This is a genomic window from Pseudomonas sp. AC255, from assembly GCF_979258175.1.
On record NZ_OZ409841.1, the window covers coordinates 340,001 to 362,025 of the forward strand.

Annotated in this window: 15 protein-coding genes, 2 rRNA genes and 4 pseudogenes (1 of these 21 cut by a window edge); 13 read left to right on the plus strand and 8 right to left on the minus strand. The window is 60.6% G+C overall.

Annotated features, from left to right (window positions below):
• The 5 genes from ACZZ0K_RS01670 to ACZZ0K_RS01690 form a co-directional block, all read left to right on the plus strand.
• Nucleotides 1-459: ribosomal RNA gene (locus tag ACZZ0K_RS01670) — 23S ribosomal RNA — on the plus strand; it begins 2,435 nt to the left of the window's first position.
• A gap of 153 nt (nucleotides 460-612) precedes the next feature.
• Nucleotides 613-728: ribosomal RNA gene (gene rrf, locus ACZZ0K_RS01675) — 5S ribosomal RNA — on the plus strand.
• A gap of 146 nt (nucleotides 729-874) precedes the next feature.
• Nucleotides 875-1,534, plus strand: a complete 660-nt coding sequence (locus ACZZ0K_RS01680) for a paraquat-inducible protein A (RefSeq protein WP_056790348.1) — start codon at nucleotides 875-877, stop codon at nucleotides 1,532-1,534.
• Nucleotides 1,521-2,144, plus strand: coding sequence for a paraquat-inducible protein A (locus ACZZ0K_RS01685; RefSeq protein ID WP_095181639.1), 624 nt, complete (start codon nucleotides 1,521-1,523; stop codon nucleotides 2,142-2,144). The genes ACZZ0K_RS01680 and ACZZ0K_RS01685 overlap by 14 nt, the downstream gene beginning before the upstream one ends.
• Nucleotides 2,137-4,440 (plus strand): PqiB family protein, encoded by a 2,304-nt coding sequence (locus tag ACZZ0K_RS01690; protein WP_041480022.1) that lies wholly within the window; start codon nucleotides 2,137-2,139, stop codon nucleotides 4,438-4,440. The genes ACZZ0K_RS01685 and ACZZ0K_RS01690 overlap by 8 nt, the downstream gene beginning before the upstream one ends.
• Nucleotides 4,441-4,618: 178 nt before the next feature.
• Here ACZZ0K_RS01690 and mksF read toward each other — a convergent pair whose 3' ends face one another.
• Genes mksF through mksB form a run of 3 tightly spaced genes read right to left on the minus strand, consistent with a single transcriptional unit; the run spans nucleotide 4,619 to nucleotide 9,427 of the window.
• Nucleotides 4,619-7,459, minus strand: coding sequence for an Mks condensin complex protein MksF (mksF, locus tag ACZZ0K_RS01695; RefSeq protein WP_041480021.1), 2,841 nt, complete (start codon nucleotides 7,457-7,459; stop codon nucleotides 4,619-4,621).
• Complete coding sequence (mksE, locus tag ACZZ0K_RS01700) at nucleotides 7,456-8,157, minus strand: Mks condensin complex protein MksE (RefSeq protein WP_016773189.1); 702 nt, start codon at nucleotides 8,155-8,157, stop codon at nucleotides 7,456-7,458. Before mksE ends, mksF begins: the two co-directional genes overlap by 4 nt.
• Nucleotides 8,147-9,427, minus strand: a complete 1,281-nt coding sequence (gene mksB / locus ACZZ0K_RS01705) for an Mks condensin complex protein MksB (protein WP_160768349.1) — start codon at nucleotides 9,425-9,427, stop codon at nucleotides 8,147-8,149. The genes mksE and mksB overlap by 11 nt, the downstream gene beginning before the upstream one ends.
• Before the next feature lie 242 nt (nucleotides 9,428-9,669).
• Between mksB and ACZZ0K_RS01710 the strand changes: the two genes are divergently transcribed.
• Together ACZZ0K_RS01710 and rimI are read left to right on the plus strand one after the other, a co-directional pair.
• Nucleotides 9,670-10,416, plus strand: a complete 747-nt coding sequence (locus tag ACZZ0K_RS01710) for an energy transducer TonB (RefSeq protein ID WP_258708219.1) — start codon at nucleotides 9,670-9,672, stop codon at nucleotides 10,414-10,416.
• Nucleotides 10,409-10,861 carry a ribosomal protein S18-alanine N-acetyltransferase gene (rimI, locus tag ACZZ0K_RS01715; protein WP_039761243.1) on the plus strand — a complete coding sequence of 151 codons (453 nt, stop codon included), beginning with the start codon at nucleotides 10,409-10,411 and terminating at the stop codon, nucleotides 10,859-10,861. The genes ACZZ0K_RS01710 and rimI overlap by 8 nt, the downstream gene beginning before the upstream one ends.
• 120 nt (nucleotides 10,862-10,981) lie before the next feature.
• On the opposite strand, the gene ACZZ0K_RS01720 is transcribed toward rimI, so the two are convergent.
• The gene (locus tag ACZZ0K_RS01720) at nucleotides 10,982-11,386 is read right to left on the minus strand and encodes a serine kinase/phosphatase (protein WP_258707202.1); all 405 of its coding nucleotides are present in this window, start codon (nucleotides 11,384-11,386) and stop codon (nucleotides 10,982-10,984) included.
• A gap of 140 nt (nucleotides 11,387-11,526) precedes the next feature.
• Between ACZZ0K_RS01720 and can the strand changes: the two genes are divergently transcribed.
• The gene (can, locus tag ACZZ0K_RS01725) at nucleotides 11,527-12,171 is read left to right on the plus strand and encodes a carbonate dehydratase (protein WP_039761245.1); all 645 of its coding nucleotides are present in this window, start codon (nucleotides 11,527-11,529) and stop codon (nucleotides 12,169-12,171) included.
• Nucleotides 12,172-12,180: 9 nt separating this feature from the next.
• On the opposite strand, the gene ACZZ0K_RS01730 is transcribed toward can, so the two are convergent.
• Nucleotides 12,181-12,705, minus strand: coding sequence for an SET domain-containing protein (locus ACZZ0K_RS01730; RefSeq protein ID WP_071173592.1), 525 nt, complete (start codon nucleotides 12,703-12,705; stop codon nucleotides 12,181-12,183).
• A gap of 174 nt (nucleotides 12,706-12,879) precedes the next feature.
• Entirely contained in the window at nucleotides 12,880-14,052 is a 1,173-nt protein-coding gene (locus ACZZ0K_RS01735) for a hypothetical protein (RefSeq protein WP_252882686.1), read from the minus strand.
• A 217-nt stretch (nucleotides 14,053-14,269) separates the two neighbouring features.
• On the opposite strand from ACZZ0K_RS01735, the gene ACZZ0K_RS01740 reads away from it, so the two are divergent.
• A complete protein-coding gene (locus ACZZ0K_RS01740; protein ID WP_071173590.1) occupies nucleotides 14,270-14,560 on the plus strand; it encodes a nucleotidyltransferase family protein in 291 nt (96 codons plus the stop codon).
• Nucleotides 14,561-14,620: 60 nt separating this feature from the next.
• Here ACZZ0K_RS01740 and ACZZ0K_RS01745 read toward each other — a convergent pair whose 3' ends face one another.
• Nucleotides 14,621-16,039 (minus strand): short-chain fatty acid transporter, encoded by a 1,419-nt coding sequence (locus tag ACZZ0K_RS01745; RefSeq protein ID WP_258707201.1) that lies wholly within the window; start codon nucleotides 16,037-16,039, stop codon nucleotides 14,621-14,623.
• A 342-nt stretch (nucleotides 16,040-16,381) separates the two neighbouring features.
• Here ACZZ0K_RS01745 and ACZZ0K_RS01750 point away from each other — a divergent pair.
• From ACZZ0K_RS01750 to ACZZ0K_RS01765, 4 genes and pseudogenes are all read left to right on the plus strand, one after another.
• Nucleotides 16,382-17,694: pseudogene (locus ACZZ0K_RS01750) on the plus strand (MFS transporter).
• 204 nt (nucleotides 17,695-17,898) lie between these two features.
• A pseudogene (locus tag ACZZ0K_RS01755) lies at nucleotides 17,899-18,585 on the plus strand (PAS domain-containing protein); the annotation flags it as partial.
• A 102-nt stretch (nucleotides 18,586-18,687) separates the two neighbouring features.
• A pseudogene (locus ACZZ0K_RS01760) lies at nucleotides 18,688-19,125 on the plus strand (methyl-accepting chemotaxis protein); the annotation flags it as partial.
• Between the two features lie 216 nt (nucleotides 19,126-19,341).
• Nucleotides 19,342-19,941: a flavin reductase family protein gene (locus ACZZ0K_RS01765; RefSeq protein WP_041480012.1), complete on the plus strand. Its 600-nt coding sequence runs from the start codon at nucleotides 19,342-19,344 to the stop codon at nucleotides 19,939-19,941.
• A gap of 54 nt (nucleotides 19,942-19,995) precedes the next feature.
• Here the strand turns inward: ACZZ0K_RS01765 and ggt are convergent.
• Nucleotides 19,996-21,827: pseudogene (gene ggt / locus ACZZ0K_RS01770) on the minus strand (gamma-glutamyltransferase).
• Between the last annotated feature and the right edge of the window lie 198 nt (nucleotides 21,828-22,025).

Below are 22,025 nucleotides of genomic sequence, written 5' to 3' on the forward strand. Positions count from 1 at the left end.
GGATAACAGGCTGATACCGCCCAAGAGTTCATATCGACGGCGGTGTTTGGCACCTCGATGTCGGCTCATCACATCCTGGGGCTGAAGCCGGTCCCAAGGGTATGGCTGTTCGCCATTTAAAGTGGTACGCGAGCTGGGTTTAGAACGTCGTGAGACAGTTCGGTCCCTATCTGCCGTGGACGTTTGAGATTTGAGAGGGGCTGCTCCTAGTACGAGAGGACCGGAGTGGACGAACCTCTGGTGTTCCGGTTGTCACGCCAGTGGCATTGCCGGGTAGCTATGTTCGGGAAAGATAACCGCTGAAAGCATCTAAGCGGGAAACTTGCCTCAAGATGAGATCTCACTGGAACCTTGAGTTCCCTGAAGGGCCGTCGAAGACTACGACGTTGATAGGTTGGGTGTGTAAGCGCTGTGAGGCGTTGAGCTAACCAATACTAATTGCCCGTGAGGCTTGACCATATAACACCCAAGCAATTTGCTGACCTGAAAAGGCGCCAGATTGCGGTGTGTGAAGACGAAACGAACCGAAAGTTCGAAGTTCACAAACACCAGCTGTCACATACCCAATTTGCTGAAGCGAGGCCATCCGGTCCCGAGTCAGTACCCGAATTTCTTGACGACCATAGAGCGTTGGAACCACCTGATCCCATCCCGAACTCAGCAGTGAAACGATGCATCGCCGATGGTAGTGTGGGGTTTCCCCATGTGAGAGTAGGTCATCGTCAAGATTAAATTCCGAAACCCCAATTGCGAAAGCAGTTGGGGTTTTGTTTTGCCTGCGAGAAAGTTTCAGCGCTATGGCGAACAAAATTGCACAGTTATTTTCGAACCAGAACACTAGAATAGCCCCATCTTTATCGGAGCCAGAGCCTGTATGTCAGAATCGGTTGACGCCCCCGGGCTGTCAGATTTACCGCTGGAAGACTTGATAGCCTGCCACGAGTGCGACCTGCTGATGCGCAAGCCGACACTTGCCCATGGTGAGAAAGCACTCTGCCCGCGTTGTGGTTATGAGTTGTACGCCCATCGCCATAACGTGGTGCAGCGCAGCCTCGCCCTGGTGATTGCCGCGTTATTACTTTACGTGCCGGCAAACTTTTTACCCATCATGCAACTCAATATCCTCGGGCAATCCTCGCAGGATACGGTCTGGAGTGGCGTAGTCGGCCTGTTCAGCACCGACATGCAAGGCGTGTCGATTGTCGTCTTCCTCTGCAGTATGGCGATACCGTTACTCAAGTTGCTGTGCCAGCTGTTTGTGTTACTGACGATTCGTTTCGATGTCGGCCGCAGCTACGGTTTGCTGCTCTATCGTATTTACCACCACCTCAGAGACTGGGGCATGCTCGAGGTCTACCTCATGGGCGTCCTCGTCGCGATCGTGAAGCTGGCGGATATGGCAGCAATCACCGTCGGCCTCGGGCTGGCATGTTTCATTGGCTTGTTATTGGTGCAAGTCTGGCTGGAGGTGGTGATGTCACCGCATCAGATCTGGCAGGCATTATCAGGAGAGGATGCCCATGCGGGCGATTGATGCGGGCATTCTGGTGTGCACCGAATGCCACGAACTGAACAAGCAGGAAGCTGACGTCGATGAGCAGAGCTGTACCCGCTGCGGCGCGCAGGTTCACGCTCGCCGCCCCAACAGCCTGACCCGCACCTGGGCGCTGTTGATCACGGCAGCCATTATCTATGTTCCGGCGAATGTCTTGCCGATCATGACGGTCAGTTCTCTGGGCCAGGGTGAACCGAGCACTATCATGTCTGGGGTGATTGAACTGGTTCAGCACGGCATGATCCCGATCGCCACCGTGGTGTTCATCGCCAGCATTCTGGTGCCCACGTTCAAACTGGTTGGCATCGCGCTGCTGCTGTTTTCCGTGCAGCGTCGGCAGCCATTGTCGGCCCGTCAGCGTATCTGGATGTACCGATTCATCGAGTTCATTGGCCGCTGGTCGATGCTCGATATTTTTGTGATCGCCATTCTCGTGGCGGTCGTCAACTTCGGCCGGATAGCCAGTGTCGAAGCAAATCTGGGCGCCGTCGCCTTCGCCACCGTGGTGATTCTGACGATGCTCGCCGCAGTAACTTTCGATCCCCGACTGATTTGGGATAACACGGAGTCGGACGACGACCATGACTGATTTGCCTGTAGCGAAAACCCGACCGGCTTCGAACTGGTCGGCCATTTGGGTGCTGCCTCTGATCGCGCTGATCATCGGCGGCTGGCTCGGCTGGCGTGCTTATTCCGAGACCGGTATCGAGATTCAGGTGCGCTTCGAAAGCGGCGAAGGCATCCAGGCCAACAAGACTGAAGTGGTCTACAAAGGCATGCCGGTCGGCAAGGTCAAGACGCTCAAGCTCGACGATGAGGGCAACTCGAAAGGGGTGATCGCCACCATCGAGATGAACAAGGATGTTGAGCAGTACCTGAAGACCAGCACGCGGTTCTGGCTGGTCAAACCGAGCGTGACCCTGGCCGGTATCACCGGTCTGGAAACATTGGTCTCGGGTAACTATGTCGCCATCAGTCCCGGTGAAGGCGAGCCGGTTCGCAAGTTTAAGGCTTTGGCCGAAGAGCCGCCGCTGTCCGACGCCAAGCCCGGTCTGCACCTGACCATCAAGGCCGATCGCCTCGGCTCGTTGAATCGCGGCAGCCCGGTGTTCTACAAGCAGATCAAGGTCGGTCAGGTCAAAAGCTACGTGCTGTCCGAGGATCAGAGCACCGTTGAACTGAAAGTGTTCATCGAGCCGACCTACGCCAAACTGGTGCGCAAACATACTCGTTTCTGGAACGCCAGCGGCATCAGCATCGACGCTAACCTGTCCGGCGTGAAAGTGCGCAGCGAATCCCTGGCTAGTATCGTCGCCGGTGGTATCGCGTTCGCGACGCCGGAGAATCGCAAGGACAGTCCGGCGACCGATCCGAGCCTGCCATTCCGTCTCTATGAAGACTTCGACGCTGCCGCTGCCGGGATTCGCGTGAAGGTCAAACTCAGCGATTTCGAGGGCCTGCAGGCCGGTCGCACGCCGGTGATGTACAAAGGTATTCAGGTCGGCAACCTGAAAGCGCTAAAGGTCGATCCGGACCTGAACAGCGCCACAGCCGAGCTGACTCTGGATCCGTTGGCCGAAGACTATCTGGTTGAGGGCACGCAGTTCTGGGTGGTCAAGCCGTCGATATCCCTTGCCGGTATTACCGGCCTGGAGGCGCTGGTGAAAGGTAATTACATCGCCGTGCGCCCGGGTGATAAAGGCGCCGCGCCAAAGCGCGAGTTCGAGGCGCGACCGAAAGCACCACCGCTGGATCTGCGTTCGCCAGGCCTGCATCTGGTGCTGTTCACCGACTCGCTGGGCTCGATCGATGTCGGCAGTCCGATTCTGTACAAGCAGGTCAAGGTCGGTTCGGTGCAGAGCTACCAGTTCTCCCGAACCAAGAAGCAGCTGGTCATCGGCGTGCACATCGAGAAGGAATATGAAAACCTGGTCAACGCCTCGACGCGCTTCTGGAACGTCAGCGGCATCACCCTCACCGGTGGCTTGACCGGGGGCATTCAGGTCAAGAGTGAATCCCTGCAAACCCTGATGGCCGGCGGTATCGCGTTCGAAACGCCGCAAGCCAATGCGCCGTTGAAGAAACGTATCCCGCGCTTCCGTCTGTTCGCCGATCACGATGAGGCGAACAAGAAAGGTGCGGTAGTGACGATCAAGGTTGATCGCGCTGACGGCTTGAGCAGCGGTACGCCGGTACGTTTCAAGGGGCTGGATGTCGGCAAGATTGAAAGCGTCGATCTGACCGATGACATGCAGTCGGTAATCCTCACCGCTCGCATCACTGAAGTGCCGGAGAAGATCGCGCGAGTCGGCAGTCAGTTCTGGGTGGTCAAGCCGGAACTGGGTCTGATCAAGACGCAGAATCTGGAAACGCTGGTCACCGGCAAATACATCGAAGTCCAGCCGGCGGCGAAGAATCTCGGCCCGCAGAAGAACTTCGTTGCCTTGGCCGAAGCGCCGGAAGTCACCAGGCAGGAAGCGGGTCTGAGTCTGGTGTTGAGCGCCGCACGTCGTGGTTCGCTTAAGCCTGGCGTACCAGTGACTTACCGTGAGATCACCGTCGGAAAGGTGACCGGTTATGAATTGGGCCAGACAGCTGACCGTGTGTTGGTGCACATCCTGATCGAGCCGAAGTATGCGCCACTGGTGCGCAGCGGCAGCCGTTTCTGGAATACCAGCGGCGTGGGCTTCGATTACGGCTTGTTCAAAGGCGTGACGGTGCGCACCGAATCGCTGGAGACGCTGATTCAGGGTGGCATTGCCTTCGCCACCCCGGACGGTGAACGCATGGGCAACCCGGCGCGGGCCGAGCAGACGTTCCCGTTGTTCGACAAGTTCGAGGATGAATGGCTGACCTGGGCGCCGAAGATTCAGCTGGGTAAGTAGTGGCGCCTATTGAATAGCCTTCGCGAGCAGGCTCACTCCTACAAGGGGAACGCATTCCAATTGTGGGAGCGAGCCTGCTCGCGAAGGGGCCAGCCAAATCAACACAAAATCCACTCCATAAAAAAGGGCCGCGATCCCAGCAGATCGCGGCCCTTTTTATGCCTTCAGCTAAAGCCGATCAAACCGCATCCAGCTCCGGCTCATCCGCCTGCACATTCAGCGTGGCCTTGACCACATCATGGCGGCGGATGTACTTCCAGTCCGCTTCATCGATGTAGATCCCGGCCGGGCCGCTGCCGCCTTCCAGGTCGATTGCGACACTGGCGCAGACCTGCGGCTTCACACTTGCGAGAATCGGCACGAAGCCCAGTTGCAGACTGGTTTCCAGCAGCGCCGCCTGGTTCTTCTCATCGATGTCCGCCGCCTCGTCGAGGTAGTACGGCAGACGCACGCGGCCGGCCAGATCGCGATCCATCAAGTGCAGCAACAAGTACATGTTGGTCAGTGCCTTGATGGTCATGGTCGTACCGTTGGAGGCCGCGCCGTCGATGTCGGTGTGGATGACTGGTTGACCGTTGACCTTGGTGATCTCGAAGGCCAGTTCGAACAAGTCCTTGAGGCCGAGCTGGTTGTGGTTCGCTGCCACCAGCCGCGCCAGATATTCCTTGGCCTCTTCGTTCTTGTTGTCCTGCTCGGCGCTCTGGCTGAGGTCGAACACCGACAGGGTTTCGCCTTCCTCATATTGCCCGGCGCTGTGGATGATCTGGTCGATGTGCTTGAGTGCTTCCTTGTTTGGTGCGAGGACGATGCGGAAGCTCTGCAGGTTGGAAACCTGCCGCTTGTTGATCTCGCGGTTGAACAGCGCCAGTTGATGCTCGAGGCTGTCGTAATCGCTGCGGATGTTACGCAGGGTCCGGGCGATGTCGGTGACCGCCGCGCGCCGCGCCTTGCCGAGGGTCAGGGCTTCATCGGTGCGGTGCGCGTAAGCGTTGATCAGCAACGACAGACGCCGCTCCATATCATCTTCGCTGTCGAACTTGGCCACACCTTTCAGACGCACCTGCGCGTACAGCGCTTCGATCTGGCCATCGGCACGCAGCAGGCCCTGCCAGCTGTCCTGATAGTCGTTGAGCAGCGGCAGCAGGTTGTCCATCGAATCATCGACCGGATCCATGAACGGCGTGCCGAACGGCAGATCCGCCGGCAGCAACTGACGACGACGCAGCGCATCGTCGAGCGTGCGTTGCTTGGCTTCCATGTCGGCGATCTGACGGCCGACCAGTTGCAGCTTGGCCGACAGTTGCTGGACGCGCTCGGTGAACGCATCGCTGGAGCGCTTGAGTTCGTCCTGCGCGGCTTCCATCTGCGCCAGTTGCTCAAGCTTGTCGCTTTCTTCGGCGCTCAGGGTCTGGGTGCGACGGAAATCTTCCAGCGCCTTCTGTGCGTCCAGCACCTGCTGGTACAGCGCTTCGGTCTGGGTCTTGCTCGCGGCGCGGTCGGCGGCCACGGCCTGCTGGGTTTTCAGTTGCTTGAGCTCTTTTTCCAGACGCTCTTTCTGATCACGCAACGCGGCGCGGTCAGCCAGCGCCTGCAAGGCGGGCGGCTCAATGTGCGAGATGTCTATCGACAGGCCCGGCACTTCGAAGCGCTCGCCCTTGAAGCCATCAAGAATCAGCTCCACGGATTTGACCCACTCACCGTTCTCGTCGAGGGTGATGCCGTGTTCGCCCAGCGGCAGGCTGAACAGCGCGCTATTGAACAGACGCATCAGACGCTCGACGTCCTGTTGCGAGAACTCTTCGCGCAGGCGGGCGTAGCTGTTGTTATCAGCGTGATCGAGTTGTTGCTTCACCGACTTCAGGCGTTTTTCCAGATCGCGCAGACGCTCTTCCAGATCTTCGGCGCTGAACTGACGCGACTGCGCCAAGGCACCGGCCAGTTCGTCGTGTGCATCCTTGGCGGCGAGCAATTGTTGCTCTAACACTTTGACGTCATCGACCAGGGCAAAGCGGTTCTTCAGCACCGACAACTCGCCGAGCCAGCGCTGGATGCCGGAAATTTCCCGCTCCAGACGCATCAGTTCCTGAGTACCACCGCGTTGATCGTTCTGCAGATCGTCCTGCTCGCGACGGTAGTGCTCGGCCTGGATGGTCAGCTCTTCCTTGCGCGCCGTGGCGTAGTCCGACCAGGTGCCGAGCAAGGAATCGAGCAGCGGCGACAGGCGATGCAGTTTGCCGCGCAGCACGTCGCGCTGTTTCACGCCGTTGGCCAGCGCTTCAACCAATGGGCCGGCGGCGACCAGCGAGTTGTAGTCCTGCTCCATGCGCCGCACGTCGCGGAAGGCTTCTTCGCACGCGGCGATGTAATCGACGCTGCCCGAACGCAGGCTGTGCTCGAAAGCATCGAGGAACAGTTGCTTGAGCTTGGCCGCGGTGATTTCGCGCATGTGCAGCAGGTTGATGAACAGCGCGCGGAAGGTCTTCAGGCTCTGCTCGCTGGTGGAGCGCAGCGGGATCAGCGTCAGGTCGAGCGGGATCGACGTATGGCCGCCAACCAGCAAGCGGCGCAGTTCGTCCGGCTTGAGTTCGTAGGCTTTCAGGCCTTCTTTTTCGAGATTGCTGAACAGTTCTTTCTGGCGCAGGCAGGTGTCGTTTTTCTGGTAATGCGCCAGGTCGAGCTTGCCGGCGTAGGCGAAGAACTGGTGCCCGAAACCGCCGCCCGGGCCGCGACCGACCACGCCGATCACGTGCGGGCCGTGGGGCAGGTTGACTTCAACGAGGATGTAACTGGTGTCGGAGGCGAAGTAGAAGCGCCGCGATTGTTCGAGGCTGTACTTGCCGAAGCTCATGTCCGACATGCGCGCCAGAATCGGGAACTGCAAAGCGTTGATCGACGCCGACTTGCCGAGGTTGTTCGCGCCGTAAACCGACAGCGGTTCTTCCAGCGGAAACAGACCGAGGCTGTAGCCGGCGGTGTTCAAAAGAGCAAAGCGGCGGATGCCGTAGCGTTCCTGGCTCATGCATCGGACTCCTGTTCTTCGGCAATGGCGCGGGCCAGTGCGTCTTCTTCGCTTTCTTCTTCAAATTCGGAAAGATCGAGCGGATCGTCGGTTTCGAGGAATTTCGCTTCGGCTTCTTCGTCGATCAGCACCGGCGCAGGCAGCGGCAGAACGCTGTGGACGCTGGCTGCCAGGTCGCGGTCCTGCTGTACCGACAGGCACACGTCGAGGAAACGGTGCATCGGCGGCAGGAAGCGGTAGACGCCGTTTTCTTCGCCGGCAAAACCAAGCTGGGTCATGCGGCGCATGATTTTTTCTTCGAGTTCTTCAACAGTCTGCACTTCGGCCTGAATGAACAGGTCGCGGTACTTGTCCAGCAGCGACGGCAATTCTTCGCGGCCGAGGCTGCCGCCGTCGAGCACGGCAATCGGGTCGCGGCCCTGATCGGCCAGGTGCTCGACGAGGATGAAGGTGAACAGCGCCAGACGCTGGGCGGTCTTGTTCACCGCTGCGGCGGCCATGTCCGGCACGAAATAGTAGAAGCCACGGGTGTCGCAGACCAGTTCAAAGCCCAGCGCCTTGAACAGCGTGCGGTACTGATCCTGGAAGTTTGACAGTTGTGCGTACAGCTCAGGATCACGGCGGCTGACGTGGTAACCCTTGAACAACTCGCGGAAGATCGGCGCCAGTTGCGACAGTTCGGAAAGATCAAGATGCATTTGGGATGCTCGCAGAATCCTCGGCGGCGGTATCGCTGGCCGAGAGCAGGGCGAAGGAGCGCAGGCTGACCTGATGCTCGTGAGTGTGGTATTCGCGGCGTTCCAGACGCTCGCGCTTGAAACGTTTTTCCCGCGACAGGCGCGAGAACCAGTAAAGCAATTCGTCGGTGGCGCCGTCCGGTTCCTGCTCCAGCAGCCAGGTCATCAGGTCCGGCATCGGCAGGGACTCTTCGCAACGATCGACCATCTCGCGCACGGTGCGCGGCGCTCGTGGAGCGTCGCCCGCCTTCTGGGTTTTGTGCGCCTTGGGGAAGCGCGCCGGTTTCGGCTCGAAACGCGCCAGCGCGTAGACGTAGGCTTCGACCTGACTGGCGCTGCCGAGGAAGGTGCTTTGCGGGCGGGTGAACAGTGGCATCGCTGCTTGCGGCACGGCGTCGATGCCCTTACGCCGGATCGCCGCCAGCGCCAGTGCGGCGCCACGGGTCACGGCGTTGTGCCGACGCGCTTCTTCACGCAACGGCAGCAGCAGTTCGCGGGCATGACGCAGGGTCAGTTGCGCGCTGGTCTGCATTTCGAGGATGCGCGCGTGGGTGCGCAGGAGCATGTCGTCATCGACCAGATGGCCGAGGCGCTGCTGTTCGCTGAGCATCTTCAGCAGCACGGTTTCGACCTTGCGCACGCCTTGTTCGAAGGCGCCATCGGCGTTGACCAGATCGATCATCGGCTCGACGTATTCGTCCCACGTCGCCAGGACTTCGGCGTAACGCTGACGCAGCGGAATCTGCCGGTCGCTGGTCTTCGCCCGTTCGGCCACGGCCACCAGGGCCTGTTCATCGTTGTCGAGTTTCTTCAGTACGTCGCGCACACGCATGTCGAGCAAACGCAACTGGCGCGCCAGATCGTTGCCGTCACGGACGTCGAAAGCGTCCTGGATATAACCGGCCAGACGCTCAAGGTGACGCAAATAGGCTTCGATTTCCAGGCACAGACCGAGGCGGTGTTCGCGGCGCAGGTAGGCGAGGAAGTCGTGGATCTGCGCGTTGAGCTCGAAACGGTTCGGGCTTTTCGCCACCGGAACCAGAATATCGAGGCGAATCCACACGTCGAGCAGGCTGGTGATGTCCTGTGGCGTGCTGTCGAGTTGTTGGGCGGCCAGTTGCGTGCGCAGTTCGTTGAGGCTCAGGGTGCCTTGGTCGAAGTGCTCGCACAGTGGCTCCAGAAGTGCCCAGTGTTCAGCGAGGGCGCGCAAGACGCGCTTGGGTTCGATCATCGGAATGGCCGGCTGGTTGGCGATTAAAAGCGGCGATTGTACTGCATCACAGGCGCGGCGATTCACTCTCGGGACGGGCTGTCGCATTCTTTGGCCAAAGGGCAGCGGCGCAGCGCAGCGCGGGGTATCGATCAACAGCGAGCGATCTTGTGCGAAGGGCGGTAGAATCAGCGCACTTTCCGTTATCCACAAGTGGCCGACCTTTGCTTATCGAGTCCCGCCGCCGCGCCTATTTGAACGCCATGCAGGTGGTCAACTGGCTGCCGCGCACCGAACTGCCTTTCGCCGCACCGTCGCGGCCCGAGCTGCTGGAGATGCCCGAGCCCGAGCTCGAGGTACCGGTTGCTCCGGCGCCTCAGGCCGAAGCACCGGCGCAGCCTGCCGCGCGTCAGGCCGAGCGACCGAAAATCGAGGTGCCGCGTCCGTCGCTGGCCAGTACCCGCAACGGCGCGAAACCGGTGGAGGAAGTCGACGACACGCCGGTGGTGGTCAAGCCTGCGCCAGTGCCGCCGCCGCGGTTCGCCCTGCAACTGCTGCGCGCCGGGCGCTGCCTGCTGCTGGTCGAGTTACCCACAGGCGAAGCGTTTCAGAGTCGCGATCCGGCCTACCTGCTGCTCAAGGACATGCTGCGCGCCGCCGGTCTGCCGGATGCGCCGCAAATCGTCGGCGAACCGGTGCGCTGGCCGTGGCTCAATCGCGGCACGCTGGATCAGGGGCCGGAAGCGGCGCGCGACTTTGTGCAGGGTTTCCTCTCGGTGCAGATGGAAGCGGCGCCCTGCGCCTGTTTGTGGCTGATCGGCCTGCCGGCGCTGAAGTTTGCCGGGGAGGCGGACGCTGAAGCGTTCAATAGTGAATTGCAGATCGAAGGTCTGGGCCTGGCCTGGGCGATTCCCGGTCTGGAACTGTTAATGGAAGAGCCACAGCGCAAGGCCGCTGTGTGGCAAGCCATGCGTCGGCTGATGGCGCGCTGGAAACAATCCGATGAGTGAGGCTGTAACCTTTCGCCCGATGACCGAGGCGGATCTGGACGCTGTGTTGAAGATCGAATACGCCGCGTACAGCCATCCGTGGACCCGGGGCATCTTTCTCGATGGCCTGGGCAAATACCAGATCTGGCTGATGTTCGAAGGCCAGCAACAGGTTGGCCATGGCGTGGTGCAGATCATTCTTGATGAGGCGCACCTGCTCAATATCACCGTCAAACCGGAAAATCAGGGGCGCGGGTTGGGCCTGACGTTGCTTGAGCATCTGATGTCGCGAGCGTACGCGGCTGAGGCTCGCGAGTGTTTTCTCGAAGTGCGCGACAGCAATACTGCTGCTTTCAAGTTGTATGAGCGGTATGGCTTCAACGAGATCGGCCGGCGTCGCGATTATTATCCGGCGGTGGGTGGGCGTGAAGATGCGGTGGTGATGGCCTGTACCTTGGTGGATTAGGCTCTGTAGGAGCTGCCGAAGGCTGCGATCTTATGATCCTGTTTTTGTAAGATCCAAAGCAAAATCAAAAGATCGCAGCCTTCGGCAGCTCCTACAGGGGGCGAATTTCAAGTTAGCGGATCAGCGCTTGCCATCCAACGGATCCAGATCCGCCAGTTCCGCCTCATCCAGCCCGTCGCCGCCGCCGATGTCATTTTTATCGACCACGCTCAAATCCCAATCCGCCTGATCGCCGTCGCCGATTTCCTCGGCATCTCTCGCACCATCCTCGCGAATCAACGTTTCCGGGCTCAGGTCATCGTCAGTCGGCTGATGATCATCCACCGAGGCACCGGTCATGCCAGCCTCACGCACTCGCTCAGCCGGCATCAATTGTTCACGTTCACGCTCGGGCAGTTCATCTCCGATTTTTGCGCTGGGCTCTTCGTCGTCGAAATCCAGCTCGTGCACCGAGCCCATGCGGTCTTCGTTATCGTCGATGGGTTCCGGTTGCACCGCATCATAAGGGCGTCGTGAATCAGTCATGGCAATTCCTCATACTGTGGGCCTTACTGAGTGGACTCACCGGGCGCGCGAGAATTCCAACGAAAACACTTTGCGCTGGCGGCGTGACTTCGACGGGTGGTCGTCTATCAAACCTGCGCATCTTTCTTGAGGCCTTATCCATGCACGATCTACAAGACCTGATTGATAACAACGAGCGTTGGGCTGACGCGATCACCAAGGAAGACCCGGACTTCTTCGCCAAACTGGCGCGCCAGCAGACCCCGGAATATCTATGGATCGGCTGCTCCGACGCGCGCGTGCCGGCCAACGAAATCGTCGGCATGCTGCCGGGCGATCTGTTCGTACACCGCAACGTCGCCAACGTCGTGCTGCACACCGACCTCAACTGCCTCTCGGTGATCCAGTACGCGGTGGATGTGCTCAAGGTCAAACACATCCTCGTCACCGGCCACTACGGCTGCGGCGGCGTGCGCGCGTCGATGCAGGATCGCCAGTTCGGCCTGATCGACGGCTGGCTGCGGTCGATTCGCGATCTTTATTACGAAAAGCGCGAAGAGCTGGCCAAGCTGGCGACCGAAGAAGAGCAGGTCGATCGCATGTGCGAACTCAACGTGATCCAGCAAGTGGCCAACGTCGCGCACACCAGCATCATCCAGAACGCTTGGCATCGCGGGCAGCCGCTGTCGATCCACGGCTGCATCTACGGCATCAAGGACGGCCGCTGGAAAAGTCTCAATACCACCATCAGTGGTTTCGAACAGTTGCCGCCGCAATACCGTTTGCGTCCGGTCGGCGCGCCGTAACCGCAGCTTTCAGCTTCGGCCTGGATGCCGCCAGCGCTGTAAAAAGCGCTGGCCTTCAGGCGTGGGTGGTTCGTCGTAACCGGTGATCCAGCCACGGCAGCGCGACGAACCGCAATCGCAGGCGAACTGGCGTAGCAGTTTGTCTTCGGTCGATGCGTAATCGATGCTCAGATGTTCGCCGCTATGGATATCTTTCAAGGCCCACAGCCACAACTCGCTCATGTCGAGAAATACATTCGGATCGCAGGCGTGCTCGAGCACACCGCAAAAGCGCGGATCGTAAACGTGGATGCCGGTTTGCAACTGACGGGTCTGTCGACAGCGATAGGGCAGCAATTGCCCGGAAACCCGGCACATTCGGCTAATGCGCAGAAACTCGCGGCGCGCTACCACCGCCGTGGCCATGCCACGTTCGTCGTGGATAATCTGAAAGTCCTGGCAGGATGGGAAGCCCAGCCGCACCGGAAGTCCGGCGAACGGATAGATGCCTTCTGTGTCGCGCGGCAGGTGCCGGCCCACGGCTTGATTGTTCATAACGATCCTTGTTGGTGAGTGTTGCCTCCGGGTTGTGCCCATGCCTCGCCAGGCGAGGCATGATTGGATCCAAGCGTCGCGCAATTGAAATTACCGGTCTACTGTCAAACCTGACAGGCGCGATCACCGTTATCCCGCGTCAGCATTGGCTGACACGGGGGACTTCAGCAGCGATTACAGAGTTGGTGCGGGCACGGCGGCCGCAGGCAGTGGCGCTTTCAGCTGTTGCAGCTGTGTCTTGATGCGTGGCGTGGCGCACTTGGCAGCCGCTTGTTCAGCGCTGAGGTTGCGGATCGAGGTATAGAACAACTCGCAGGTTTTGACCTTTTGCGTCACCTGCCATGTTTGCGTGCAACTGTTCAGCGTGGCCTGCGCATCGCTGCCCGGTTTGCTGCCCATTGCCGCCTGCCAGCAGGCAGCACTCAAATCCTGGCCCATGACTTTCAAGCCCGCCGCGTCTGCCTTCGCCTGGGCATCGTCGCCGGTATAGCTTTTCGGATCGGCGGCGTACCAGATATAGCTCGGATGGTTGGAACCGAGCACTGGCACATTCACCCCTTCGGCCGGGCTGATGCTCGCCAGCCCCAGCACCCCCACGGTCGGCCCGTATTGTTCCTTGATCCAGTTGCGCACCGGCGCCCCGAACGCAACCATCGGCAGCGTCGTGCCGCTGGCGGTCTGGCTGAACTGCTTGACCAGCGTAGTCTGGTAATCCTTGAAGTAGTCGTAGACGTCCTCCAGATCCCCGCCGGCATTGGACGGCGCGGCGATCGGCGCGATGTCGATGATGGTCTGGTAAGCCGGCGTCTGCCCGGCGGGGATGCCGTTATCGGTCAGCAACGTCGCCCAGCGATCGGTGGTGTTCGAGCGCAGATAGTCCTGCGCCTGGGTCAGCGAGTAGTCAGGCGGGAAGTGCAGCAACTCGACGCTCTTGCGATTTTCCAGAGCCATGCCCAGCGGCAGGAACAGATACCAGCTGTAGGCCCATTTGCCATCGGCATTCAGCTTGCTGGCGCCGGCATAAGCCAGGTCGCCGGCGTCGAGCAACGCCGACAGCGGCTTGTCATAGCCGTCCGGCACTCCGGTGATCTCGGCGTAAAGCTGATCGTTGTCGGTTTTCACCAGCACCTTGGCATCGGCGTAACCGTCGCGCTGGACGCTCTGGCTCAGGTAGTGAGCAACGGTCTGCTCCAGCGTCCAGTTGCGAAAGCAGATCACGCTGCAATTGTTGGGGTAGGCGAAGAGGCGGGTGACGCGCTCGGTGCTGCCCAGTTTTACGTCGACATCGGCGTGGACGGCGGCGCTTAGCGTCAGTGCAACGAGGGTAAGTCCTGCGAGTTTGAACATGCTCAGATCCTTTTCAGCGTGGGTTCCCCTCGATTTGGGGGCGCTTCATAGTGGATCAGTGGTGTTTGACAGAAAAGCGGTTGAGTGTGGATTCTTGCCTGAATGCGGTATTACCCAAGCAGCGCACATATTGTTACGGCTGTGCCAACAGGCACGCTGCCTGGTGCGCGTCCGCACTGCTAGACTGCAGCGACATCGAATTTTCCAAGGGTGAGTCATGAAGCCTTCTACTGCTCTCGACATGCAAAGGTCCGCCGTCCGCGAAGTGATCGGGCGCTTTCGCGTGGCCAACCCGCGTGTATTTGGTTCAGCATTGCTGGGGACGGATCTGGACGGTAGCGATCTCGATCTGCTGGTTGACCCGCTGCCCGGCACGACGCTTTTTGATCTGGGCGGACTTCAGGTTGAGCTTGAAGACCTGCTGGGTGTTGCGGTCGAGGTGCTGACCCCCGGCGACCTGCCACTGAAATTTCGTCAGCAGGTGCTTGATCAGGCGCGACCCGTCTAAAGCAGCGATCAAACCAAGTTTTGAGAGCACCTGCCCTTGAGCAGGTGCGTTTTTATCGACTTACGGCATCACCGGCGGCGTATACGCCAATGTCGTCCCCAGCGCCCACAACAGCAGCAGCACCAGCGGCGTGTGCACCAGCAGTTGCACAAACGAGAAGCCTATCAAATCCCGCGCCTTCAACCCGAGCACGCCCAGCAGCGGCAGCATATAGAACGGATTGATCAGGTTCGGCAGGGCTTCGGCGGCGTTGTAGATCTGCACCGCCCAGCCGAGGTGGTACTGCAGGTCATTGGCGACTTGCATCACGTAGGGCGCTTCGATGATCCATTTGCCGCCGCCGGACGGGATGAAGAAACCGAGAATCGCCGAATACACGCCTATCAGCAGCGCATAGGTGTCGTGGGAGGCGATGCTGACAAAGAAAGTCGAGATGTGATGCGCGAGGGTTTGCGCATCGGCGCCTTTGACCGTGGTCATCAGCGCGGCGATCGAGCCGTACAGCGGAAACTGGATCAACACGCCAGTGGTGGTCGGCACCGCACGGGCCACCGCATCGAGGAAGCTGCGCGGGCGCCAGTGCAACAGCGCGCCGAGCATGATGAACAGGAAGTTATAGGTGTTCAGGCCGGAAATCGCGGTAATCGCCGGCTTGGTCGAAAACTCGTGGAATAGCCATCCCGCCGCCAGAAGCACCAGCACAATGATCAGCAACGGGCTGTGTTCCAGCCATTCACCGGGGCGAGTGCGCGGTTGCAGCGGCGGCAGGTTGAACGCCGGGTCGATGCCGCAGGCCTTGGCGTCGCGTGCCGAGTTCGGCCCGGGCGCGGTGGCGTAGGCGATGATGATCGAGATCACGATCAGCGCCAGCAGCATGACCCCGGATTGCCAGAGAAAAATGGTTTCGGTGAACGGGATTACGCCAGTGATCGACAGGATCGACGGCGGCAGGCTGCCTGGGTTGGCCTGCAACTGTGCGGCCGACGATGACAAGCCCAGCGCCCACACCGCGCCGAGGCCCAGGTAAGCAGCGGCACCGGCGGCGCGGTAATCCATCTTCAGATCGGTGCGGCGGGCGAGGGCGCGTACCAGCAGCCCGCCAAATACCAGCGACAGACCCCAGTTGAGCAAAGATGCGACCATCGAGATCAATGCCACCCAGGCCACGGCGGAGCGGCCGTTTTTCGGGATGTGTGCCAGTTTGTCGATCAGTTTGACTGCGGGCGGAGAGCTGGCGACGACGTAGCCGCCGATCACCACGAAGGCCATCTGCATGGTGAACGGGATCAGGCTCCAGAAGCCGTCGCCGAAGGCCATCGCTGCAGCGGTGGGTTTGGCGCCCATGGCCAGAGTGGCCAGCGCAACGATGATCACGGCCAACGCGGCGAATACCCAGGAATCGGGAAACCAGCGTTCGGCAAAACTGGAACAGCGCAGGGCAAAGCGCGCGGAGCGGCTATCTTCGATATCAACGGCCACAGGAAGTACCTCGGATTTTTTATGGTTATTTTGATCCGTGGGAGCAGTCGCCCGGCTCGACAGCCACAGAGAACCCTGTGGGAGCGAGCCTGCTCGCGAAGACGTCGGCACATTCAGCATCAGGTTGTCTGAACTGACGCTTTCGCGAGCAGGCTCGCTCCCACATGGGCGGCTGGTCGGTGTTGGCGTGGTCCCATGGACAGGCGCTAACAGTAAATCAAGCGCCGCCCTTTTGTTGAGCAGGTTTTCGCAAACCGAGACTATGGTCTGACGGGTTGTCGATCCGTGCTTTTGCGTAGACCATGGGCGCCTTGGTTTTTGCCGATGCCTGAGTTCTTTGTCATGACTGCCAATTCTCCAGCCCGACCGGCGCCGTTCAGCCGCTCCGACTACAAGACCCTCGGCCTTGCGGCGCTTGGCGGGGCGCTGGAAATCTACGATTTCATCATCTTCGTATTCTTTGCGCTGACCCTCAGCCAGCTGTTCTTCCCCCGGAAATGCCCGAGTGGCTGCGTTTGCTGCAAAGCTTCGGCATCTTCGTCACCGGTTATCTGGCGCGGCCGTTGGGCGGGATTCTGATGGCGCATTTCGCCGACCGTCTGGGCCGCAAAAAGGTGTTCAGCCTGAGCATCCTGATGATGGCGCTGCCGTGCCTGCTGATCGGGATCATGCCGACCTACGCGCAGATCGGATATTTCGCACCCTTGCTGTTGCTGGCGCTGCGCATCCTGCAAGGCGCTGCGGTGGGTGGTGAAGTGCCGAGTGCCTGGGTGTTCGTCGCCGAGCATGCGCCGACCGGCCATCGTGGCTACGCCTTGGGCTTTCTGCAGGCCGGCCTGACCTTCGGTTACTTGATCGGCGCACTCACGGCGACCTTCCTGGCGCAGGTTTTCACGCCTGCCGAAATTATCGATTACGCCTGGCGCTATCCGTTTCTGCTCGGCGGCGTGTTCGGCGTGGTGGGCGTTTACCTGCGCCGCTGGCTCAGCGAAACCCCGGTGTTCATGGCCATGGAAGCGCAGCGCGAGGCGCGGGTCGAGCTGCCGCTGCGCACGGTGCTGCGTGAGCATCGTCTGGCCATGCTGCCGGCCATGTTGCTCACCTGTGTGCTGACCTCGGCGGTGGTGGTGTTCGTGGTCATCACCCCGACGATGATGCAGAAAACCTTCGGCATGACCGCCAGCCACACCTTCGGCCTCAGTGCCTTGGGCATCGTTTTTCTGAATATCGGCTGCGTGATCGCCGGACTGCTGGTCGACCGCATCGGCGCCTGGCGCACGGTCATGCTGTACAGCCTGTTGCTGCCGCTGGGCATTGGCGTGTTGTATGGCTGCCTGATCATGGGCGGGCATTGGATCGGCATGGCCTATGCGGTCGCCGGCCTGGCTTGTGGGGTAGTGGGTGCGGTGCCTTCGGTGATGGTCGGGTTGTTCCCGGCGCGGATTCGCGTGTCGGGCATTTCCTTCACCTACAACATTGCCTACGCCGCCTGGGCAAGTATCACACCGCTGTTGTTGATTGGTCTGATGCCGTGGAGTCCATGGATCTGCGTGATCTTTTGTGCCGTGATGGGCGCTGTGGGGATTGTGACGGCGGCGTATTTCGGTGCGCGCATGCCACGTACCGGACCGTGTCAGGCGGCCGGCGCTGCCTGATCCGCAAGCGCCGGATTATTTTCGACTGACGGGTCTGGAGCTGGCTTAAGAAAAGCTGCGCAAGGCCGATGGCTAGGTTGTATCCGCTAACTACCCTGCCATCGGTGCTTTCCCATGTTCAATAAACGCTTGAAACAAGAGCTGGCTGCTCTGCGCGAAGAACTCTCCAGCCTTGTACAAGTGAAGGAAAGCCTGGAAAGCGAAATGCTCGCGCTGACCCTTGAGCCCGACGGGCGGATTCGTTCGGTCAACCAGAATTTTCTCGATGAAATGTTCTACAAGAGCCAGGACCTGATCGGCCGGGCAATCGAAGACATCGTCCCGGCCCACGTCAAAACCGACGAATTCCATCAGCGCTTCAAAAACTCGATGAGCCGTGGCGAGCACTTCGCCGGCGCCGTGCGCCTGTTGCGTGGCAATGGCGACGAGGCGTGGCTGCGTTCCATCGTGCAACCGGTGCGCTCGTCCGATGGCCGGATCAGACACATCTCCTTCTACGCCAGCGACCTGACCCGCACCATCGAAGCCTCCCGCGAGCATGAGAACCTGATCGGTGCGCTGGTGCGTTCCACCGCCGTGATTGAATTCGACCTCAACGGCAATGTGCTCAGCGCCAATGATCGCTTCCTCAACGGCATGGGTTACAGCCTGGCGCAGATCAAGGGTAAACATCACCGCACGTTTTGCGCCCCGGAAGAGTACAACAGCGCCGAGTACCAGAACTTCTGGCGGCGCTTGAACAGTGGCGAATTCGTCGCAGGCCGCTTCAAGCGTATCGACAGCCATGGTCGTACGGTGTGGCTGGAAGCGTCCTACAACCCGGTGGTCGATGCCAACGACAGACTGTACAAAGTGGTGAAGTTCGCCACGGTGATCACCGATCAGGTCAACCGCGAGCAGGCGGTTGCCGACGCAGCGAGCATCGCTTACAGCACCTCGCAACAAACCGACAGCACCGCGCAACGGGGCACGACGGTGGTCACCGAAGCGGTGAACGTGATGCGTGATTTGTCGCGGCACATGCAAGCCGCTGGCGAAGGTATCGAGGCGCTCAACGAGCAGTCGCTGGTGATCGGCACGATCGTCAAAACCATCAGCGGCATTGCCGAACAGACCAACCTGCTGGCGCTCAACGCCGCGATCGAAGCCGCCCGGGCCGGCGAGCAGGGCCGTGGTTTTGCCGTGGTCGCGGACGAGGTCCGGCAACTGGCCTCGCGCACCAGCCAGGCGACGGACGAAATCGTCGGCGTGGTACGGCAGAACCAGGAAATGGCCCGCAATGCCGTGGCGCTGATGACCGACGGCAAGCTTCAGGCTGAACAGGGCCTGGCGCTGGCGGCGGAGGCGGGCACGGTGATCGTCGAGATTCAGGACGGTGCGCAGAAAGTGGTGGATGCGGTGGGGCAGTTTGCCAATCAGCTCTCTCACTGACACCGCACTGATCGTTCCCACGCTCTGCGTGGGAATGCCGCCCGGGACGCTCCGCGTTCCTTCGCTGGCGTGACGCAGAGCGTCACAGGATGCATTCCCGCGCAGAGCGTGGGAACGACCACCGAGGGGCAGCGCCGCATCTGCTCGCTCCCACAGGTTCTGTGTTTCGCCAGTGACAGCGCTACAATCGGCTCCTTTTCCTCCGGAGCAAATCCCATGAGCGTTTCCCACCGCCGTCCGGTACCCCTGAACAAAGCCTATCGCCTGCTCAATCACGGGCCGACCGTTCTCGTCAGTGCCGCTCACGACGGGCAGCGCAACATCATGGCCGCCGCCTGGGCCATGCCGCTGGATTTCGAACCGCCGAAAGTCGCCGTCGTCCTCGACAAATCCACCTGGACCCGCCAGTTGCTTGAAGCCTCCGGGACCTTTGTGCTGAACGTGCCTTGCGTCAATCAGGCCGATATCGTGCAAACCGTCGGCAATACGTCCGGCCTGGAAATCACCCGTAACCAGGGGCACGACAAATTTCAGGCGTACGGCCTGCACACCTTTGCCGGCGAACAGGTTGAAGCGCCGCTGCTCGAGGGTTGTGTTGCCTGGCTCGAATGCCGCCTGCTGCCAGAGCCGCGCAATCACGAGCAATACGACCTGTTCCTCGCCGAAGTCATCGCCGCCCAGGCCGATGAGCGTGTGTTCAGCGATGGGCGCTGGCATTTCGAAGGGCAGGATGGATTGCGCACGCTGCATCACGTTGCGGGCGGGCATTTCCTGAAGATTGGGGATGGGGTGGATGGCAAGACGTTGGCGGTCTGATTTATTCCTGGGAGAAGGCCTGCTGCTCGACAGGCCTTTTTTCAATGCAGTGTTTCAGTCCCCCAACGCTTCTCCCTCACGCCGAGGATCGGCACCCCCGTCAAGGTCGCTTTGCCCTGCGCATCCTTCACCCGCACGATCGCTTGGGTGCCGCTGGTCATGTCGATTTCACTGACCGTGTGGCCTTTGTCTTTCAACGCCTGAATCAGCACCGGGCTGAACTGTCCCTGTTCCAGTTCGGTGGGACCGTTGCGGCTGCCGAAATTGGGCAGGTTGATCGCACTTTGTGCATCGAGGTTCCAGTCGAGCAGGCCGATGGTGGTTTTCGCCACGTATTCGATGATTTGCGAGCCGCCGGGCGAGCCGACCGTGGCGACGAATTCACCAGTGTTGCGATCAAAGATCAGTGTCGGCGCCATCGACGAACGTGGGCGTTTGCCCGGTTCGACGCGGTTGGCGACTTTCTGCCCGTTCTCTTCGGGGATGAACGAAAAGTCGGTCATCTGGTTGTTCAGCAAGAAGCCCTGAACCATCAGGTGCGAGCCGAACGCGGCTTCGATGGTGGTGGTCATCGATACGGCGCCGCCGAGGTCATCCACCGCCACCACTTGCGAGGTGGAGATGCGTAACGGCGAGCGGTCCGGTGCATAGGCAACCTGCACGCCCGGCGGTGTGCCCGGTTTGGCGCTGCCCATGCTGCGCTCGCCGATCAGGCTGGCGCGGCTGGCCAGGTAGGCCGGATCGAGCAGACCTTTGACCGGCACCGGGACGAAGTCGGTGTCGGCCACGTATTGCGCACGGTCGGCATAGGCCAGACGTTCAGCCTCGGCGATCAGGTGCACCGCTTGCGGCGCCGGTTCCATGCCGGCCGGCCTATTGGTGTTCACTGGTTTGAGTGGAGTCAGCGACAGGCGGGGATCGCGAGTCTCCAGCGCCTGCAACGTGCCGAGAATCTGCGCCACGGCGATCCCGCCCGACGACGGTGGCGGCATGCCGCAGACCTGCCAACGCTTGTAGTCGGTACACAGCGGCGCGCGCTCCTTGGCCTGATAACGCTGCAAATCGTTCAGCGACAGGCTGCCGGGGTTGGCGTGCTGTTGAACCCTGGCGACGATCTCTTCGGCGATCGGACCTTTGTACAGCGCATCGGCACCTTCGCTGGCGATACGTTTGAACACGGCCGCCAACTTCGGGTTCTGCAGGCGCGTGCCGACAGCTTTGACGCTGCCATCGTCATTCAGGAAGTACGCAGCCATGTCTGGCGACTGGCGTATCAGTGGATCGGCAGTCAGCAGCGAATGCAGACGCGGGGAAATCGCAAAGCCTTGCTCGGCCAGTTTGATCGCTGGCTCAAACAGCTTCGCCCATGGCAAGCGACCGTGTTGTCGATGCGCCAGCTCCAGCGCCCGCAATACCCCGGGCGTACCGACCGAGCGCCCGCCGATCTGCGCTTGCGTAAAGGCCATCGGTTTACCGTCAGCCTTCAGGAACAGCTTCTCGGTGGCCCCGGCCGGCGCCGTTTCGCGGCCGTCATAGGTGCGCACCTGCTTGCCATCCCACAACACAATCATCGCCCCGCCACCGATCCCGGAAGACTGCGGCTCAACCAGCGTCAACACCGCCTGCATCGCAATCGCCGCATCAATCGCCGAACCACCCTGACGCAACATCTCCCGCCCGGCTTCGGCCGCGAGTGGATTGGCAGCAGCGGCCATGTGTTTATTGGCATGACGGGTTTGCAGATCAGTGCGGTAACCGGAAGCGGCTTCCGGTGCCAGCGGCAAGGAAGAAGAGGGCGGGGCGTTGCATGCGGTGAGGGTCAGAGCGCTGACAAGCAGTGTCAGGGCTGGCAGGCGAAAGCGCTTTAAGGGCTGGGCTGGAAACACGCGGGCTCTCCGTCCGTGGGGTAAAAGTCTTCGGGGACTTTATCGAGCGGGCCGGCGGGGTGCAAACTGCGTGAGGATTACAGCCCTCCCGCTCAGCGGCCGCGCCAATCGTTCGGCCGAAAACGATACCCTTGTGGGAGCGAGCCTGCTCGCGAAAGCGGTAACTCAGGCGATGCGATCTTCTTGAGAGTGATGCAG

Excerpts from the sequence above, each read along its gene's own strand:
- ACZZ0K_RS01680 (WP_056790348.1), top strand. The coding sequence starts at position 875 with ATGTCAGAATCGGTTGACGCCCCCGGGCTGTCAGATTTACCGCTGGAA.
- ACZZ0K_RS01685 (WP_095181639.1), top strand. The coding sequence starts at position 1,521 with ATGCGGGCGATTGATGCGGGCATTCTGGTGTGCACCGAATGCCACGAA.
- ACZZ0K_RS01690 (WP_041480022.1), top strand. The coding sequence starts at position 2,137 with ATGACTGATTTGCCTGTAGCGAAAACCCGACCGGCTTCGAACTGGTCG.
- mksF (WP_041480021.1), bottom strand. The coding sequence starts at position 7,459 with ATGAGCCAGGAACGCTACGGCATCCGCCGCTTTGCTCTTTTGAACACC.
- mksE (WP_016773189.1), bottom strand. The coding sequence starts at position 8,157 with ATGCATCTTGATCTTTCCGAACTGTCGCAACTGGCGCCGATCTTCCGC.
- mksB (WP_160768349.1), bottom strand. The coding sequence starts at position 9,427 with ATGATCGAACCCAAGCGCGTCTTGCGCGCCCTCGCTGAACACTGGGCA.
- ACZZ0K_RS01710 (WP_258708219.1), top strand. The coding sequence starts at position 9,670 with ATGCAGGTGGTCAACTGGCTGCCGCGCACCGAACTGCCTTTCGCCGCA.
- rimI (WP_039761243.1), top strand. The coding sequence starts at position 10,409 with ATGAGTGAGGCTGTAACCTTTCGCCCGATGACCGAGGCGGATCTGGAC.
- ACZZ0K_RS01720 (WP_258707202.1), bottom strand. The coding sequence starts at position 11,386 with ATGACTGATTCACGACGCCCTTATGATGCGGTGCAACCGGAACCCATC.
- can (WP_039761245.1), top strand. The coding sequence starts at position 11,527 with ATGCACGATCTACAAGACCTGATTGATAACAACGAGCGTTGGGCTGAC.
- ACZZ0K_RS01730 (WP_071173592.1), bottom strand. The coding sequence starts at position 12,705 with ATGAACAATCAAGCCGTGGGCCGGCACCTGCCGCGCGACACAGAAGGC.
- ACZZ0K_RS01735 (WP_252882686.1), bottom strand. The coding sequence starts at position 14,052 with ATGTTCAAACTCGCAGGACTTACCCTCGTTGCACTGACGCTAAGCGCC.
- ACZZ0K_RS01740 (WP_071173590.1), top strand. The coding sequence starts at position 14,270 with ATGAAGCCTTCTACTGCTCTCGACATGCAAAGGTCCGCCGTCCGCGAA.
- ACZZ0K_RS01765 (WP_041480012.1), top strand. The coding sequence starts at position 19,342 with ATGAGCGTTTCCCACCGCCGTCCGGTACCCCTGAACAAAGCCTATCGC.